This is a genomic window from Microbispora hainanensis (genome assembly GCF_036186745.1).
In the GTDB taxonomy this organism is placed as follows: domain Bacteria; phylum Actinomycetota; class Actinomycetes; order Streptosporangiales; family Streptosporangiaceae; genus Microbispora.
The window spans coordinates 4,324,326-4,341,161 of sequence record NZ_CP108086.1; the positions used below are offsets into that span (position 1 = coordinate 4,324,326).

At 72.0% G+C, this 16,836-nt stretch carries 17 protein-coding genes; 11 read left to right on the forward strand and 6 right to left on the reverse strand.

Going from position 1 to position 16,836, the window contains the following annotated elements; translation table 11 throughout:
* Positions 1 to 9: 9 nt before the first annotated feature.
* From OHB01_RS20290 to OHB01_RS20300, 3 genes are read right to left on the reverse strand one after another with little or no spacing between them, the layout of a single operon-like run.
* The gene (locus OHB01_RS20290) at positions 10 to 774 is read right to left on the reverse strand and encodes a 3-oxoacyl-ACP reductase (protein WP_142647080.1); all 765 of its coding nucleotides are present in this window, start codon (positions 772 to 774) and stop codon (positions 10 to 12) included.
* 4 nt (positions 775 to 778) lie between these two features.
* The gene (locus tag OHB01_RS20295) at positions 779 to 2,086 is read right to left on the reverse strand and encodes an aldehyde dehydrogenase family protein (RefSeq protein ID WP_240971317.1); all 1,308 of its coding nucleotides are present in this window, start codon (positions 2,084 to 2,086) and stop codon (positions 779 to 781) included.
* A gap of 44 nt (positions 2,087 to 2,130) precedes the next feature.
* On the reverse strand, positions 2,131 to 3,468 hold the full coding sequence (locus OHB01_RS20300; protein WP_312845729.1) for a glutamine synthetase family protein: 1,338 nt from the start codon (positions 3,466 to 3,468) through the stop codon (positions 2,131 to 2,133).
* A gap of 146 nt (positions 3,469 to 3,614) precedes the next feature.
* Here OHB01_RS20300 and OHB01_RS20305 point away from each other — a divergent pair, with 146 nt between their 5' ends.
* The 6 genes from OHB01_RS20305 (at position 3,615) to OHB01_RS20330 (ending at position 8,945) form a co-directional block, all read left to right on the forward strand.
* Complete coding sequence (locus OHB01_RS20305; RefSeq protein WP_240971308.1) at positions 3,615 to 4,418, forward strand: FadR/GntR family transcriptional regulator; 804 nt, start codon at positions 3,615 to 3,617, stop codon at positions 4,416 to 4,418.
* Between the two features lie 44 nt (positions 4,419 to 4,462).
* Positions 4,463 to 5,323, forward strand: a complete 861-nt coding sequence (locus OHB01_RS20310; RefSeq protein WP_240971307.1) for a hypothetical protein — start codon at positions 4,463 to 4,465, stop codon at positions 5,321 to 5,323.
* 152 nt (positions 5,324 to 5,475) lie between these two features.
* Positions 5,476 to 5,928 (forward strand): DUF3592 domain-containing protein, encoded by a 453-nt coding sequence (locus OHB01_RS20315; protein ID WP_142647078.1) that lies wholly within the window; start codon positions 5,476 to 5,478, stop codon positions 5,926 to 5,928.
* A gap of 158 nt (positions 5,929 to 6,086) precedes the next feature.
* Positions 6,087 to 6,281, forward strand: a complete 195-nt coding sequence (locus OHB01_RS20320; protein ID WP_142647077.1) for a hypothetical protein — start codon at positions 6,087 to 6,089, stop codon at positions 6,279 to 6,281.
* Positions 6,282 to 6,319: 38 nt separating this feature from the next.
* The gene (locus tag OHB01_RS20325; RefSeq protein WP_260617197.1) at positions 6,320 to 7,021 is read left to right on the forward strand and encodes a hypothetical protein; all 702 of its coding nucleotides are present in this window, start codon (positions 6,320 to 6,322) and stop codon (positions 7,019 to 7,021) included.
* Between the two features lie 139 nt (positions 7,022 to 7,160).
* Complete coding sequence (locus OHB01_RS20330; RefSeq protein WP_328855813.1) at positions 7,161 to 8,945, forward strand: ABC transporter ATP-binding protein; 1,785 nt, start codon at positions 7,161 to 7,163, stop codon at positions 8,943 to 8,945.
* A 391-nt stretch (positions 8,946 to 9,336) separates the two neighbouring features.
* Here OHB01_RS20330 and OHB01_RS20335 read toward each other — a convergent pair whose 3' ends face one another.
* Genes OHB01_RS20335 through OHB01_RS20345 form a run of 3 tightly spaced genes read right to left on the reverse strand, consistent with a single transcriptional unit; the run spans position 9,337 to position 11,683 of the window.
* Positions 9,337 to 10,086: an ABC transporter permease gene (locus OHB01_RS20335; RefSeq protein ID WP_142647075.1), complete on the reverse strand. Its 750-nt coding sequence runs from the start codon at positions 10,084 to 10,086 to the stop codon at positions 9,337 to 9,339.
* A gap of 56 nt (positions 10,087 to 10,142) precedes the next feature.
* Entirely contained in the window at positions 10,143 to 11,126 is a 984-nt protein-coding gene (locus OHB01_RS20340) for an ATP-binding cassette domain-containing protein (protein ID WP_328855814.1), read from the reverse strand.
* A gap of 17 nt (positions 11,127 to 11,143) precedes the next feature.
* Positions 11,144 to 11,683 (reverse strand): PadR family transcriptional regulator, encoded by a 540-nt coding sequence (locus OHB01_RS20345; protein WP_142647073.1) that lies wholly within the window; start codon positions 11,681 to 11,683, stop codon positions 11,144 to 11,146.
* A 39-nt stretch (positions 11,684 to 11,722) separates the two neighbouring features.
* On the opposite strand from OHB01_RS20345, the gene OHB01_RS20350 reads away from it, so the two are divergent.
* The 5 genes from OHB01_RS20350 to OHB01_RS20370 all read left to right on the forward strand — a co-directional run bounded on the left by OHB01_RS20350 (position 11,723) and on the right by OHB01_RS20370 (position 16,613).
* A complete protein-coding gene (locus OHB01_RS20350; RefSeq protein WP_142647072.1) occupies positions 11,723 to 12,070 on the forward strand; it encodes a hypothetical protein in 348 nt (115 codons plus the stop codon).
* 80 nt (positions 12,071 to 12,150) lie between these two features.
* On the forward strand, positions 12,151 to 12,837 hold the full coding sequence (locus tag OHB01_RS20355) for an SDR family oxidoreductase (RefSeq protein WP_142647071.1): 687 nt from the start codon (positions 12,151 to 12,153) through the stop codon (positions 12,835 to 12,837).
* A 73-nt stretch (positions 12,838 to 12,910) separates the two neighbouring features.
* Positions 12,911 to 14,254 carry a formimidoylglutamate deiminase gene (locus OHB01_RS20360; RefSeq protein ID WP_260617196.1) on the forward strand — a complete coding sequence of 448 codons (1,344 nt, stop codon included), beginning with the start codon at positions 12,911 to 12,913 and terminating at the stop codon, positions 14,252 to 14,254.
* 53 nt (positions 14,255 to 14,307) lie between these two features.
* Complete coding sequence (hutI, locus tag OHB01_RS20365) at positions 14,308 to 15,456, forward strand: imidazolonepropionase (RefSeq protein WP_142647069.1); 1,149 nt, start codon at positions 14,308 to 14,310, stop codon at positions 15,454 to 15,456.
* A gap of 224 nt (positions 15,457 to 15,680) precedes the next feature.
* Positions 15,681 to 16,613 carry a sigma-70 family RNA polymerase sigma factor gene (locus OHB01_RS20370; RefSeq protein ID WP_142647068.1) on the forward strand — a complete coding sequence of 311 codons (933 nt, stop codon included), beginning with the start codon at positions 15,681 to 15,683 and terminating at the stop codon, positions 16,611 to 16,613.
* Positions 16,614 to 16,836 lie beyond the last annotated feature (223 nt).

Genomic DNA, 16,836 nt, shown 5'->3' on the forward strand with positions numbered 1-16,836 from the left:
CATACCCCTTTACAGCGGAGTGACGTACGCGCCGGAGATGCCGCCGTCGACCAGGAACTCCGAGGCGGTGATGAACGACGCGTCGTCGGAGGCGAGGAACGCGACCGCCGCGGCGATCTCCTCGGCCCGGGCGAAACGGCCGATCGGCACGTGGACGAGACGGCGCTGGGCGCGCTCGGGGTCCTTGGCGAACAGCTCCCGCAGCAGCGGGGTGTCCACCGGCCCGGGGCACAGCGCGTTGACCCGGATGCCCTCGCGGGCGAACTGGACGCCCAGCTCGCGGCTCATCGCGAGCACGCCGCCCTTGGAGGCGGTGTAGGAGATCTGCGAGGTGGCCGAGCCCATGACCGCGACGAACGACGCGGTGTTGATGATCGAGCCCTTGCCCTGCCGCTGCATGTACGGGATGACGTGCTTGCAGCACAGGTAGACGCTGGTGAGGTTGACCTCCTGCACCCGGCGCCAGGCGTCGAGGCCGGTCTCCAGGATGGAGTCGTCGTCCGGCGGCGAGATGCCCGCGTTGTTGAACGCGATGTCGACGCTGCCGAACTCCTCGAACGCGGTCCGGTACATCCGGGTCACGTCGTCCTCGTTCGCCACGTCGGCCTTGACGAACAGGCCGCCGACCTCGGCGGCGGCCTTCGCGCCGGCCTCCTCGTCGAGGTCGGCCACCACGACCTTGGCGCCCTCCTGGGCGAACCGGCGGGCCGTGGCCAGGCCGATGCCGCTGCCCGCGCCGGTGATGACGGCGACACGGTCCTGCAAACGCTGCATTGATCTACTCCGTGGAGATGAAGACGTTCTTGGTCTCGGTGAAGGCCGACAGGGCGTCCGGGCCGAGCTCCCGGCCGAGGCCCGACTGCTTGAAGCCGCCGAACGGGGTCCAGTAGCGGACGCTGGAGTGCGAGTTCACCGACAGGTTGCCCGCCTCGACGGCCCGCGCCACGCGCAGCGCCCGGCCCACGTCGCGGGTCCAGATCGACCCCGACAGGCCGTACGCCGTGTCGTTGGCGATCCGCACCGCGTCGGCCTCGTCCTCGAACGGCACGACCGACACCACGGGCCCGAAGATCTCCTCGGTGAACGCCCTGCGGAAGGACTCCGAGGACGATCCGGCCAGCACGGTCGGCGGGAACCAGAAGCCGGGGCCGCTCGGGCACGACCCGGCGGCGTACACGTCGGCCTCGGTGACGAACGACGCGACGCGCTCCCGGTGCTCGGCGCTGATCAGCGGGCCCATCTGGGTCGCCGGGTCGTTCGGGTCGCCCACCCGCACCGCGCGCACCGCCTCGGCGAGCCGCGCGAGGAAGTCGTCATAGACGGAACGCTCCACCAGGATGCGCGAGCGGGCGCAGCAGTCCTGGCCGGAGTTGTCGAAGACCGCCATCGGGGCGGACTCGGCCGCCCGGGCGAGGTCGGCGTCGGCGAAGACGATGTTGGCGCTCTTGCCGCCCAGCTCCAGCGTCACCCGCTTGACCTGCTCGGCCGCCTTGGCGCCGATGAGCTTCCCGACCTCCGTCGAGCCGGTGAACACGATCTTCCGTACGTCGGGATGCTCGACGAGCCGGGCGCCGGCGACCTCACCCTCGCCGGGCACGACCTGGAGCACGCCCTCGGGCAGCCCGGCCTCCAGGGCGAGCTCGGCCAGCCGCAGCGCGGTCAGCGGCGTCCACTCGGCGGGCTTGACGATCACCGTGTTGCCGGCGGCCAGGGCCGGGGCGACTCCCCAGGTCATGATGACCATCGGGAAGTTCCACGGCACGATGATCCCGACCACGCCCAGCGGCTCTGCGAACGTGACGTCCACCCCGCCCGGCACCGGGATCTGCTTGCCGTGGTCGCGCTCCGGCGCGCCCGCGTAGAAGTTCAGCACGTCGCGGACGTTGCCCGCCTCCCAGCGGGCGTTGCCGATCGTGTGCCCGGCGTTGGCGATCTCCAGCCGCGCCAGCTCCTCCGCGTGGTCCTCGACCACCTGCGCGAAGCGGCGCAGCAGCCGGGCCCGCTCGCCCGGGGCGACCGCCCGCCACGCGGGGAAGGCCCGGGCGGCCCGCTCGACCACCCGGTCCACCTCGGCGGCGTCCGCCATCTCGACCTCGGCGACCACGTCTTCGGTCGCCGGATTGACTATCTTCACAGCCGTTCGAACCCCCGATAGAGCTCCCAGTCGGTGACCGCCGCGTCGAAGGCGGCCAGCTCGACCCGCGCGTTGTTGGCGTAGTGCTCGACCACGTCCTTGCCGAAGGCCTCCTCGGCGATCGGCGACTCCTCCCACAGCGCCAGGGCGTCGCGGAGCGTGGAGGGCACCCGCTCGGCCCCGGAGTCGTACGCGTTGCCGGTGAACGGCTCCTCCAGCTCCAGCCCGTCGTCGATGCCGCGCAGCCCCGCCGCGATCATGGCGGCGACCGCGAGGTACGGGTTGACGTCGCCGCCGGGCACCCGGTTCTCGATCCGCAGCGAGGGGCCGTGGCCGACCAGCCGCAGCGAGCAGGTGCGGTTGTCCACGCCCCACTTGACGGCGGTGGGGGCGAAGCTGCCGGGCACGAACCGCTTGTAGGAGTTGATGTTGGGCGCGTAGAGCAGGGTCAGCTCCCGCATCGCCGCGAGCTGACCGGCGATGAACCGCCGCCCGGTCTCCGACAGCCCGTACGGCTCGCCGCCCGCCATCACGGGGGTGCCGTCGGCCTCGCGCAGCGAGATGTGGATGTGGCAGGAGTTGCCCTCGCGCTGGTTCGGCTTGGCCATGAAGGTGATCGACCTGCCGTCCTGGGCGGCGATCTCCTTGGCGCCGTTCTTGTAGAACACGTGGTTGTCGCACGTGGTCAGCGCGTCGGCGAACCGGAAGGCGATCTCGTGCTGGCCGAGGTTGCACTCGCCCTTGGCCGACTCGACGTACAGCCCCGCGCCCTCCATGCCGAGCCTGATCCTGCGCAGCAGCGGCTCGATGCGGGAGGTGCCGAGCAGCGAGTAGTCGACGTTGTAGAGGTTGGCCGGGGTCAGGTCGCGGTAGCCCCGCTGCCAGGCCTGCTCGTAGCTGTCGTCGTAGACGACGAACTCCAGCTCGGTGCCGACGTAGGCGGTCCAGCCGCGTTCGGCGAGCCGGGCGAGCTGGCGGCGCAGGATCTGCCTGGGGGAGGCCACGACGTCGGCGCCGTCCTCCCACACCAGGTCGGCGAGCAGCAGCACGGTGCCCTCGTGCCAGGGCACGCGGCGCAGCGTCGACAGGTCGGGCCGCATGACGAAGTCGCCGTAGCCGCGCTCCCAGGACGACATGGCGTAGCCGTCCACGGTGTTCATGTCGACGTCCACCGCGAGCAGGTAGTTGCAGCCCTCCGCTGCGTGGCTCAGCACCTCCTCCAGGAAGTACCGCGCAGAAAGCCGCTTGCCCTGCAGCCGCCCCTGCATGTCGGTGACCGCGAGCAGGACCGTGTCCACGCGGCCCGCTTCGACGTCATCGCGGAGTCGATCCACGCTGAGCACGGTGCCTCCCGTCCAAAAGTCTGGAATCAGACCATTGAGGGCATGCAAGCACCATGTTCCCCTCGTCGTCAACAATGTCCGAGGGGTTTAACCTCGATCACAGGGACGGGGGACCCGCTGTGACGGGTGGAGGGACGATGCGCATGGAGATCACCCCGGCGGAGACGTCCGTCTCCCGTTCCCGGACCCCGGCCGAGCCCGCCTCTCGGGACGCGGCGGTGGGGATCACCGGCGCGGTGTCGCTGCTGCGGCCGGTGCGGGCGGGCAACGCGTTCGAGGAGACCGTCGAGCGCCTGCTCCAGGCCATCAAGCTCGGCGTCGTCCCGCACGGCGAGAAGCTGCCGCCGGAGCGCGAACTGGCCGCCCGGCTCGGCATCAGCAGGGTCACGCTGCGCGAGGCGATCCGCGCGCTGCAGGAGGCCGGTTACCTCGACGTACGGCGCGGCCGGTACGGCGGGGCCTTCGTCGTCTACCAGCCGCCGAGCCCGCGCAAGGGCGACCTGCGCAGGGCCGTCACCCGGATGGGAGAAGACGACCTCGAAGACGCGCTGACGTTCCGGATGGCCGTCGAGTGCGGGGCGGCCCGGGTGCTCGCGACCACCGAGCTGACCCCGGGACAGCGGGAGACGCTCGCCGCCCGGCTGGCCGGGGTGAACGACGCGGCGCCGGCCGACTATCGCAGGATGGACATCGCGTTCCACCTGGCGATCGCGGAGCTGAGCGGGTCGCCGCTGCTGGCCGCCGCGTGCGCCGACGCCCGGCTGCGGGTCACCGACCTGCTCAACGCGATCCCCGTGCTGGGGCCCAACATCGAGCACGCCGCGGTGCAGCACGCCGCCATCGCCGCCGCGATCCTGGACGGCGACCCGGAGGCGGCCGAACGGGCGGTGGCCGAGCACCTGGAGGGCACGGCGGCCCTGCTGCGCGGCTTTCTCGCGTGACCACTTCCCCCGCGTCGTAGCATCGGAGGCCGGGGGATCGCTTGATGGCCGGCTGGTTTCACGAACGCATCATCGAGGCGCACCGTCTGCCGCTGTTCTGCTTCTTCGCCGCGCTGATCACGGCATTCGTCTTCACGCGGGTGAACGTACGGCTGATCAGGGCGCGGGTGCGGTGGCTCGGCAACGTCAGCGTGGGCGAGATGCACATCCACCACGTGGTGTTCGGCGTGGTGCTCACGCTGCTCGGCGGGGTGGCCGGGCTGGTCCTGTCGGACGTGTCCACGGGGTGGTACTCGTTCTCCGCGGCCGTGTTCGGCGTGGGCGCCGCCCTCGTGCTCGACGAGTTCGCGCTGATCCTGCACCTGCGCGACGTCTACTGGCAGGAGGAGGGCCGCACCTCCGTGGACGCGGTCTTCGTGGCGATCGCCGCCACCGGCCTGCTGCTGCTCGGGCTGCGCCCGCTCACCTGGAACGGCGCGGCGGACGGCGGCCACTGGACGGCTCTCGCGTTCCTCTTCGTCAACCTAATCTTCGCCGTGATCACCCTGCTCAAGGGGAAGATCTGGAGCGGCCTGCTGGGCCTGTTCGTGCCGCCGCTGCTGTACGTGGGGGCGGTGCGGGTGGCCCGTCCCGGCTCGCCCTGGGCCCGCTGGTGCTACTCGGAGCGGGCGCGGCGGCCCCGGCCGCGCCTGATGGCCAAGGCGATCCACCGGGAGGAGCGCTGGCGCCGCCCGGTCATCCGGGTGAAGATCGCGGTGCAGGAGTTCGTCTCCGGCCGCCACGACCTGCCCGCGCCCGCGCTGCCCGACCGGCGCCTCCGGCGGCGGGTCGTGTCCCCCCGTCCCCGTCAGGGGGCGGACCATCCCGGGCGTCCCTGGCGGTCGGGCCGGCCCCGCGCCCACTGAGACCACGCCGCCGTCCCGAAAGAGGGATGATCCGTGACGCCGGGCCGACGACCGTGAGCGGTCACCGAACCTCCGGGGCCGGGGAGGAGTCGTAGGAGACAGGGCGGCAGCCGCGCCTTTCCGATTCGCCTTCGCCAAGGAGGCTGTGACTGATGGCTCGATGGTCATTCCGGCGGTTTTTATCGGGTGCCGGGTCGGTCGCGTTCTTCGTGGCCTGGTTCGGCATCCTGATCGTGGCGCTCGTCGCCCAGGTTTCCAACCTCGTCTCGGCCCTGGACCTCGGGCGGCACGGTGTCCGCACCACCGGCGTGGCCCTCGCCACCCGGTCGGAGACGTGGAACGACACCGACGGCCACCCCATTACCGTTGACTACACGAAGGTCGGTTTCACGGTGGGCGCACAACGGCACGTCGAGGAGATCTCCGGCCGGTACGCGACAGGGGAGAAGGTCCGCATCGTCTACGACCCCGAGAACGTGAACGTCGTCAGGAGCGAGGAGGACACCGGCCTCGGCGGGCTGGCCGGACATTTCGTGCTGATCGCCATCCTGCTCGCCATGCTGGTCTTCGGCGTCAGCTTCGTTTTCTCCTGGTACCGATGGTGACGATGCCCGCCGCGATGTGATCGAGATCCGCGTACGCGCCGAGGATCCGGCTCCGGGAACGCCCTGCCGGGACGTGTGCCGATCGCTCAAAGAGCATTTCGGCCGGTTCTGTGGGTATTTCACCCCAAGTAAGAGCGGTGGGGGTGGGAGGGGTGGTCATGGAGTCTCGCGAGCGGTTCATGTTCCAGCGGATGGCGGCACAGCTCAAAGGGGAGGCGGCGCTCCTGACGGGGGACCGGCTCATGGCTGCCGAGGCACGCGCGGAGGAGGCCGAGGCCGACCTGTGCCTCACCTGGTACGCGATCATGGACACCACCCGGATGATCCGCCTGACCTACGGAGTGCCGGGATGAGGGATCATCACGGTGGGTGCGCGGGCGATACTGACGTGGTGACCGCGTCTTCCACCTTCCCGGCGCCCCCGTTCCACCTGCGCCTCATCGAGGACGCGCGGCCGGTCCTCGACCGCTACGGCCTGCTGCTCGCCGGCGGTTACGCGCTGCTGGCGCACGGATGCACGTCGAGGCCGGTGGACGACCTCACCTTCGCCACCGGCGGCGAGGCCCCGCTGGAGGAGGCCGGCCGGGCGCTGGCCGAGGCGTTCGGCAGCACCGGCCTGTCGGCCGAGGTGCGCGAGGCCGGCGCCCGCATCGGCCGCGTCGTCGTCACCGACGAGATCACCGGCCAGTCGTGCGAGGTCACCCTGCTCCGCGAGCCGCTGCGCGACCGGCCCGCCGACATCGGCCCCTGCCGGGTGCTCGGCCTGGACGACGCCGTGGGGCTCAAGGTGCGCGCGCTGCAGGACCGCGGCCTGCCACGCGACTTCGCCGACGTGGCCTCGGTGTCCGGCCTCTACTCCTTCCGCCTGCTCGAACAACTCGGCGCGCGCTACGACGACGAGTGGCGGGTGGAGGACCTGGTCGAACGGCTGGAGACCGTCGACCTGCTGGCCGAAGAGGCGTTCGGCGGCCTGGACGAGGAGGGCGTCGCCGCCGTACGCCGCTTCGCGTACGCCTGGGCGGAGGACATCAAACTGCGCCGCGTCGACGACGGCGACGCCGAGTTCGACCTGGACGTCCCCGACCTGGACTGATCCACGACGTCCGAAATCCCCGCGCGCATCGGCGTTTCCGGTGAATTAGGGTCTCCGGGAGATCGCACACAGGCTGCGCAGGGCCCGGGCACAGGGCCGGCGCGCCCGGTCCGTGCGCAGTGCTCGCGGAGGGGGCTCCATGGGGACGGAGGGCGACGGCCCTGACGGGGGACGGCCCGCGCCACGGCCGAAGGCGTCACTAGGGGAGCGCGCCGCCTGGCGGCTGCTGCTCGACCAGGTGCGCCCCCACCGGCGGGTGCTGCTGCTGGGCGGCGTGCTCAGCCTCGTCGGCAGCCTCACCGGGCTCGCCATGCCGGTCATGGCCAAGCGGGTGATCGACACGTTCGGCGCGGGCGGCGCACTGGCCGGCCCGGTGCTCGGGCTGTCGGCCGCCGTCCTGGCCGGGGCGCTGATCTCGGCGGCCGGGCGGTTCCTGCTGGAGCGGATGGGCGAGACCATCGTGCTCGACTCGCGCCGGGGCCTGGTCGACCGCATCCTGCGGCTCACGGTCTCCGACGTCGACCGGCTCAAGCCCGGCGACCTGCTGTCGCGGGTCAGCTCCGACACCACCCTGCTGCGAGCCGTGTGCACCGACGCGCTGGCCTCGCTGGTCGGCTCGGTGTTCACGTTCCTGGGCGCCGCCGTGATGATGGCGATCATGGACGGCCTGCTGCTGGTCGTCACGCTCGCCGTCGTCGCGCTGGTCGGGCTCCTGGGCGTGGTCATCGCCCCGCGCATCCGCCGCGCCTCCCTTCAGGCACAGGTGGCGCTCGGCGAGATGGGCTCGATGCTCGACCGCGCCCTCCAGGCGTTCCGTACGGTCAAGGCCAGCGGCGCGGAGGCGCGGGAGATCGCGACGGTGGGCACGGCGGCCGCCGAGGCGCGCGACCGGGGCGTGGCCGCCGCCGCGTGGACCTCGCTGGCCGGGATCGGCGCGTGGATGTCGATCCAGCTCGCGTTCCTCGCGGTGCTGGGGGTGGGCGGCGCGCGGGTCGCGTCGGGGCAGATGGAGATCTCCACCCTGATCGCGTTCCTGATGTACCTGTTCTATCTGGTCTCCCCGATCGGCCAGATCGTGCAGAGCCTCACGCAGATCCAGAACGGCCTGGCCGCGGTGACCCGCATCCAGGAGATCGCCACGCTGCGCACCGAGCCCGCCGCCCCGGCGGCGCGGGCGGGGGGCGAGCCGGTCGGGGTGACGTTCTCCGGGGTCGTCTTCCGCTACGGCGACGACCGGCCGGTGGTCCACCAGGGTGTGACGTTCGAGGTGCCGGCGGGCGGCATGACCGCGCTGGTCGGCCCCTCGGGCGCGGGCAAGTCGACGGTGTTCGGCCTGGTCGAGCGGTTCTACGAGCCGCAGGAGGGGACGATCACCGTCGGCGGGCGCGACATCCGCGAGTGGCCGCTCGGCGAGCTGCGGGCCATGCTCGGCTACGTCGAGCAGGACGCCCCCGTGCTCGCGGGGACGTTGCGGGAGAACCTCGTCTTCGGCGCGCCCGGAGCGACCGACGAGGAGGTCGCCCGCGCCCTCGCCCGTACGCGCCTGGACGACCTGGTCGAGCGGTTGCCCGAGGGACTGGAGACGCCGGTCGGCCATCGCGGCGTGCTGCTGTCGGGCGGCGAGCGGCAGCGGGTCGCCATCGCCAGGGCGCTGCTGCGCAAACCCCGGCTGCTGCTGCTCGACGAGGCGACCTCACAGCTCGACGCGGTCAACGAGGTGCGGCTGCGGGAGGTCGTGGCGGAGGTGGCGCGCGAGACCACGGTGCTGGTGATCGCCCACCGCCTGTCCACCGTGACCGGCGCCGACCGGATCGTGGTGATGGAGGCCGGTCGCGTGCGGGCCTGGGGGACCCACGACGAGCTGGTCTCGGCCGACGAGCTCTACCGCGAGCTGGCCGCCACGCAGTTCCTCGTCTCGTCCTGACCGGCGTCCGCGTAGTCCTGCCGACCGGCACACGCGATGTCCGTCCGACCGGCACACGCGAAGCCCGTCCGACCGACGCACGCGATGTCCGTCCTGACCGGCGTCCGCGAAGTCCGGCCGACCGGTGTCCGAGATCCCCGCGTGACCGGTGCCCGTGATCTCCGCAGACGCCGATGGCGAAGCCGTGAGCAGCCCTTACACCGGGCCACAGCTTCTTTCGACCGGAGACCGGGAAGATCGGTGGTGCGTAACCTCTCCTTCACCACCGCCCGGTTGCCGGAGCTGTCGCGCGTGCGGGCGCGTCCGGTGACCAGGGTCGGAGGCGGGGCGTCCCGGCCATGCCGGGGCGCTCCGCCACGCTTCACAGGCTGCCGGTTATCCGGCTACCCGGTTATCCGGCGAGGTGGCGCATGGAGCGGACCGACCAGGCCAGGGCGGGCACCGCGAGCACCGCCATCAGGACGAACGCGAGCGCCACGTGGCCGTCCGCGAGGTCGCCGGCGAACAGCGCCCGCCCGGCCTCGACCGCGTGATAGAGCGGGTTTACCTGGGCCACCGTCCGCATCCACGCCGGAGCGAGCGACATCGGCAGCAGGATGCCGGTGAACAGGATCAGCGGCAGCGCGAAGAACTGCAGGATCTGCGACATGCCGTTCTCGTCCCGCACCGCGAGGGCCAGGCCGTACGACAGGCCGGAGGCGAAAAGACCGGTCAGGGCCATGAGCACGAGCATCAGGGCGACGCCGGGCAGGCTGGGCCGCATGCCCATCAGCAGGGCCACCACGATGATCACCAGAGCCTGCGCCACCAGCACGATCATGTCGCGCAGTGTCCGGCCCAGGACGATGGCCGGGCGGCTCGCCGGGCTCGCGGCGAGCCGTTCGAGCACTCCGGTGCGGATCTCTGCGATCATGCCGAAGCCGACGAACAACGAGCCGAACAGCGCGATCATCACCATCACGCCGGGGGTGAACATGGCGAGCGTCCGCTCGTCCCGCACGCCGGGCATGGTGTTGGCCAGCAGCGGGGCGAACAGCAGCAGATAGAGGACGGGCTGGAGGAGGCCGAAGAACGGCCAGATCGGATTGCGGGCGGTGTTGCGCAACTCGTAGGCCAGGAACAGGCCGGTGTGCTTCAGCATGGCTGCGTCTTTCCGTCGGCGTGTCTTTCCGCGGGCGGGTGATTTTCGAGTGGAGTTCAGGCGGCGTCGCGGAGCGAGCGGCCGGTCTTGTGCAGGAAGACGTCGTCGAGCGTGGCCCGTTCGAGCGCGACCGACTCCAGGGTCAGGCCGTGCCCGGTGAGCGCGGCCATCAGGTGCGGCAGTGCCCGCTCGCCGTCGTCGAGATAGACGCGCAGCAGGTCGCCGCCGGCCCGCACCTCCCGCGCGTACGGCAGGCCCTCCAGCACCCGCGCCGCCTCGTCCGTGCAGGACACCCGCAGGGACACGACATCCCCGGCGATCTCGCGCTTGAGCTCGGCGGGCGTCCCGGCCGCGACGACGCGCCCGTGGTCGACGATGACGAGGCGGTCGCACAGCGCGTCGGCCTCGTCCAGATAGTGGGTGCTGAGCAGGACGCTCGTCCCGGCGTCGCGCAGCGCCTTGATCTGGTCCCACAGGTTGGCCCGGTTCTGCGGGTCGAGGCCGGTGGTGGGCTCGTCGAGGAACAGCAGCGGCGGCCGGTGCACCAGGCCGAGCGCGATCGCGACCCGCCGCTTCTGGCCTCCCGACAGGGTGCGGGCCGGCCGGTCGGCCAGTGTCGTGAGGTCGAACGCCGCGAGCACCTCGGCGGTGCGGGTGGTGGCCTCGGCCGCCGTCAGGCCGTTGACCCGGGCGGCGAGCATGAGGCCGGCCCTGGCCGTGTTGTATTCGTCCACGCCGCCGGCCTGGCCGACGTACCCGATGCGGCGCCGCACCTGCTCGGGGGAGGCCAGCAGGTCGTGCCCGGCCACCGTCGCGGTGCCGCCGGTGGGCGCGACCAGCGTGGCCAGCATGCGGATCGTCGTGGTCTTCCCCGCGCCGTTCGGGCCGAGCACCCCGAAGATCTCGCCCTCGGCGACGTCGAGGGCGACGCCGCGCACGGCCTCCACCGGCTCGGCGGCCGGGCCGCCGCGGCGGCCACGGCGCCCACGGGGGCCGCGAGGGCGGTAGGTCTTGCGTAACTCCCGCGCTTCAATGATCACATTCGGCTCCTCGTCGGTCAGGGAAGGTCGTCGTGCTCGATGCGCTCGACGGCCTGTTCCAGCCACTCCAGCTGGGCGCGGAATTCGGCCGCGGTCAGCTCCAGGCACTCGTCCACGTGCCGCGGGGCGCCCGCCGCGCGCTTGGCGTGACGGGCCCGCTCGTAGCTCGCGAACCCCGCGCGCAGCAGCTCGGCCCTTTCCCGCACGATCGCCGGCAGATCGGCCTTGGGCAGCCGGTCCATGAACGTCAGCGCGACCTGGAACGGGTCGACGATCGGCATGATCTCCGACCAGTGCTCGCGGAGCCGCCGGTCGAACTCGGCCCGTCCCTCGGGCGTGATGCCGTAGACCGTCCGCCCCCGGCCGGAGGGCCGGTCGTCGCCGACCACTTCGAGCAGGCCCTCCTGGGCCATCTTCCCGAGGGCGTGGTAGATCGAGCCGAAGGCGATGTTGGCCCAGTGCTGGGCGCCCCACAGTTCGAGTTTCTTGCGCACCTCGTAGCCGTGCAGCGGCCCATCGAGCAGCACGCCCAGGATCAGCACTCGCGTCGATGACATATTCAAATTTGTATACAAGTTTGAGTATGGTAGTCAACCATGAACCGCGAGACAGACAGGCACGAGATCCGCAGGGACGACGACGGCGCCCTGCTCGGATACGTCCGGCGGACCGGCGGGGAGTGGGAGCCGCTGACCGTCTTCGGCTACCCCATCGGCCCGGCCGGGCCGTACGAGCGGGCGGAGGAAGAGGTGCGCCGCGCCGGGCTCGACGTGCTCGCCGGGCAGTGGGAGTTCCTCGAAGACGGCGAGTGGTATCGCTGCGTGATCCTGGAGGCCTCCGCCGGCGAGGTGCGGGTGCGCCCGGCCGACCACCGCTACCCCCACCACCGCTACGCCCTGACCCTGGAGCGCCCCACCCCCGAGACGCTGCGCCCGGGGCGGTGAAACGCCCGCCGCACCCGGCCGGCCGGAAACGCGCCACGCGGTGTGCGGCAAGATCCGCGCGGCGTTCTAAGGTGAGGTCCATGCGACCCACGGCTCTGATCACCGGCGCCTCGCGGGGTGTGGGGGCGGCGATCGCCCGTGCCCTCGCCTCCGACTACGACCTCTTCCTGGGCGGCCGGGACGGCACGGCGCTCGACGCGCTGTGCGCGGAACTGCCCGCCGCCCGCCCCTGGGCGGTGGAGCTGACCGAGCTCACCCCCGCCGACGTGGAGGGGATCGAGCGGCTCGACGTGCTCGTCCACAGCGCGGGCGTCGCCAGTGTCGGGCCCCTGGCCGACACCCCCGCCCGCGAGTGGCGGCGGCTGATGGAGGTCAACGTCATCGCGGTCGCCGAGCTGACCCGGCTGCTGCTGCCCGCGCTGCGCGCGGCACGCGGGCACGTCGTGCTGATCAACTCGGGGGCCGGGCAGCGGGCCAACCCCAACTGGGGCGCCTACGCCGCGAGCAAGTTCGCCCTGCGGGCGTTCGGCGACACGCTGCGCGAGGAGGAGCACGCCAACGGCGTCCGGGTCACCGCGATCTTCCCCGGGCGGGTGGACACCGACATGCAACGAGCCATCCGGGCCCAGGAGGGCGGGCCGTACGAGCCGGGAAGATACCTGGAGCCGGAGTCGGTGGCGCGGGCCGTGCTGGCCGCGGTGACGGCGACGCCCGACGCCCACGTCACCGAGATCACCGTGCGGCCGGCTGGGGGACCCACCCGCTGACGCCCCCGCGAGGCGCGCGGGACGGATGTTCATTACAGTGGCATCACCGCCATGCCGCCCATCTGGAGGACCGGTGCACGTGACCTACTGGTGCGAGATGGCGTGGCTGCCGCCCGGCGAGATCGTGGAGAGCGTGGTCGTCGGCGTCGAGGGCCGCCGCATCGTCGAGGTCAGGCCCGAGGCGGCGCCTCCACCCGGAGCCGTACGGCTGGCCGGGCTCACCCTGCCCGGCCTGGCCAACTGCCATTCCCACGCCTTCCACCGCGCCCTGCGCGGCCACACCCAGACCGGCCGCGGCAGCTTCTGGACCTGGCGCGAGCGGATGTACGCGGTCGCCGAGGCGCTCGGCCCGGACAGCTACCTCGACCTGGCCACCGCGACGTACGCCGAGATGGCGCTCGCCGGGATCACCACCGTGGCCGAGTTCCACTACCTGCACCACGGACCCGGGGGGCGGCCGTACGCCGACCCGAACGCGATGGGCCACGCGCTGGTCGAGGCGGCCAGGAGGGCCGGGCTGCGCATCACCCTGCTCGACACCTGCTATCTGACCGGCGGCATCGGCGACGCCCTCACCGGCACCCAGCTGCGCTTCGGCGACGGGGACGCCGATCGATGGGCCGCCAGGGCCGACGACCTCGCCCAGGTGTACGAGGGCGAGGAGGACGTCGAGATCGGCGCGGCCATCCACTCCGTGCGCGCGGTGCCGCCCGAGCAGATGCCCGTGGTCGTCGACTTCGCCCACCGGCACACCGCGCCGCTGCACGCGCACGTCTCCGAGCAGCCGGCGGAGAACGAGGCGTGCGTCGAGCTCTACTCGGCCACGCCCGTGCAGGTGCTGCACGAGCACGGCGCGCTCGGACCACGCTCGACGGCGGTGCACGCCACCCACCTGTCCGACGTGGACGTGGCGCTGCTCGGCGGCTCCACCACCCACGTGTGCATGTGCCCCACCACCGAGCGCGACCTCGCCGACGGCGTCGGCCCCGCCCGCAGGCTGCTGGACGCCGGATCGCCCGTCACGCTCGGCACCGACAGCCAGGCGGTCATCGACCTGTTCGAGGAGGCCAGGGCGGTGGAGCTGGACGAGCGGCTGGTCACCGGCGAGCGCGGGCACTGGCACGCCGAGCAGCTCCTGAACGCCGCGACCGCCATCGGGCAGGCGTCGCTGGGTTTCCCCGACGCCGGATGCCTGGTGCCCGGGGCCTGGGCCGACCTCGTCTCCGTCCGGCTCGACTCGGTCCGTACGGCCGGAGCCACCAAGGCGACTGCGGTGGAGGCGGTGGTGTTCGCCGCCACCTCCGCCGACGTCTACTCGGTGGTCGCGGGCGGACGGCGGATCGTGGAGGACGGACGGCACGTGCTCGGTGACGTCGGCGCGCTGCTGGGCGAGGCGCTCGCCCCGCTCAACCGGTGAGGTTTGCGCCGTTCACGGGGTGGCGAGGATCAGGAAACGTGGGGCCGAGCGGCATGACATCAGTCGTTTACACGGGGATCGGATCGCTGTACACGGCGGACCCCGAGCGGGAGGAGATCGAGGACGCCGCGCTGGTGGCGGAGAACGGGGTGGTCCGGTGGATCGGCCGGTCCGCCGACGCCCCGGCCGCCGACGAGCAGGTCGACGTGGAAGGGCGCGCGGTCATCCCGGGGTTCGTGGACAGCCACGCGCACCTGGTGTTCGCCGGCGACCGCACCGAGGAGTTCGCCGCGCGGATGGCCGGACGGCCCTACACCGCGGGCGGCATCCGCTCGACCGTCGAGGCCACCCGCCGGGCCACCATCCCCGAGCTGGTGTCCACCACCGCTCTGCTGGTGTCGGAGATGGCCATGCAGGGCACGACGACGTTCGAGATCAAGAGCGGCTACGGCCTCACCGTGGACGACGAGCGCCGCAGCCTGGAGATCGCCTGCCAGTTCACCGAGGAGACCACGTTCCTCGGGGCGCACGTCGTGCCGCCGGAGGCGTGCGCCGACGACTACGTCCGCCTCGTGACCGGCCCGATGCTGGAGGCGTGCGCGCCGTACGCCAAGTGGGTGGACGTGTTCTGCGAGCGCGGCGCGTTCGGCGAGGAGCACAGCAGGGAGGTGCTCGCGGCGGGCCGCAAGGCCGGGCTGCAGCTCAGGGTGCACGCCAACCAGCTCGGCCCGGGGCCGGGCGTGCGGCTGGCCTGCGAGATGGGGGCGGCATCCGCCGACCACTGCACCCATCTCGATGACGCCGACGTGGACGCGCTGGCCGCCTCCGGGGTGGTCGCCACCCTGCTGCCGGGCGCGGAGTTCTCCACCAGGTCGCCCTACCCGGACGCGCGGCGGCTGCTCGACGCGGGCGTCACGGTGGCCCTGGCGACCGACTGCAACCCGGGCACCTCGTTCACCACCTCGATGCCGTTCTGCGTCGCTCTCGCCGTACGCGAGATGGGCATGACGCCGCTCGAGGCCGTGCGGGCGGCAACCCGTGGCGGCGCACGGGCGCTGCGGCGCACCGACGTGGGCACCCTGTGCGTCGGCGCCCGCGCGGACCTCGTCATCCTGGAGGCGCCGTCGTACGTCCACCTCGCGTACCGGCCCGGAGTGCCGCTGGTGGCGCAGGTGTGGCGAATGGGGCGCCGCCTCGTTTAGACCCGCGCAACCTGGGTAAACGCCTTTCTTCCCGGCCGCGCATCCTCCTCAGGGAGGAAACCGAAACCATTCCCCGGTCGTATCCGTTTGGGGAATCTTTGCCATGGACCGGCCGTTGTCCGGGTCAGAAGCAGGAAGCCGGGGACCGTGCCGAACGGGGCGGACACGTCCGGCTCACCGGCTCACATATTGCATATCGCGGCGGCGGAACGAGGTGCCATCGGATGGCGACGGGGAATCGGACGCAGGAACAGCACATCTCTGACCGGGATCTGCTCGGGACATATCTGGCCGAGATCGGCCGCGTCCCCTTGCTGACCGCGGAGCAGGAGGTCGAGCTGGCCAAGCGTATCGAGGCGGGGTTGTTCGCCGAGCAGTTGCTCGACAGCGGGCGGCCCGAGCCGAAGATCGCGAATGCGACCGACGAGGAGCTGGAGCGAATCGCGATCTCGGGACGGCGGGCCAAGGACGAATTCATCCAGGCCAATCTGCGCCTCGTGGTCGCGGTCGCGAGGAAATACTCCGGACGGGGAATGCCGCTGATCGATCTTGTGCAGGAGGGCAACCTCGGTCTGGTCCGCGCGGTGGAGAAGTTCGACTATCGCCGGGGATACAAGTTCTCGACCTACGCCACCTGGTGGATCAGGCAGTCGGTGGGCCGCTCGATCCACGAGCAGGCGCGGCCGGTGCGGCTGCCCACCCACGCGGGCGAGCAGATGACGCGGCTCATGCGGGTGCGCAGGGACATGCTGGCGGAGTTCGACGCAGAGCCGACCGACGCCGACCTCGCCGAGGTGCTCGACCTGCCGATCGAGCGGGTGCAGGAGCTGCGCCGCTGGGCCTCCGACCCGGTCTCCCTCCAGCTCGGCGTGGGCGACGAGGACGAGACCGAGCTCGGTGACATGATCGCCGACGAGACCTGGGCGGACCCCGAGCAGCAGGCCATGGCCACGCTGGAGAAGGAGCGCCTGGAGGAGTGGCTGACCGGCCTGGAGGGCCAGATGCGCGAGATGCTGCGCTGGCGGTACGGCCTGGTGGACGGCCGCGAGCACACCCTCACCGAGGTGGGGGAGCGCTACGGCATCGGCCGTGACCGCGCCCGGCGCATCGAGCGCGACGCGCTGGTGCGGCTGCGCAAGATGGCCAGCGCCGCGTAACACGCGCCCCCACACCGGCCGGTTCGTCACGCGGGGCGGGCGTTCGCCCCGCGTGCCGGCCGCCTCGCCGCTACGAGGCTTCGCCGTCGAGCCCCAGCGCGTGCGCGTTTCCGGCGCACCAGTCGGAGAAGCCGGGGGGCGGTGGCCGATGGTGGCGGCGATGCTCTCGACCTGCCCCGCGATGGTGAACGTCTCGTCGCCGGTGAGGGTGTAGGTCCGGCCT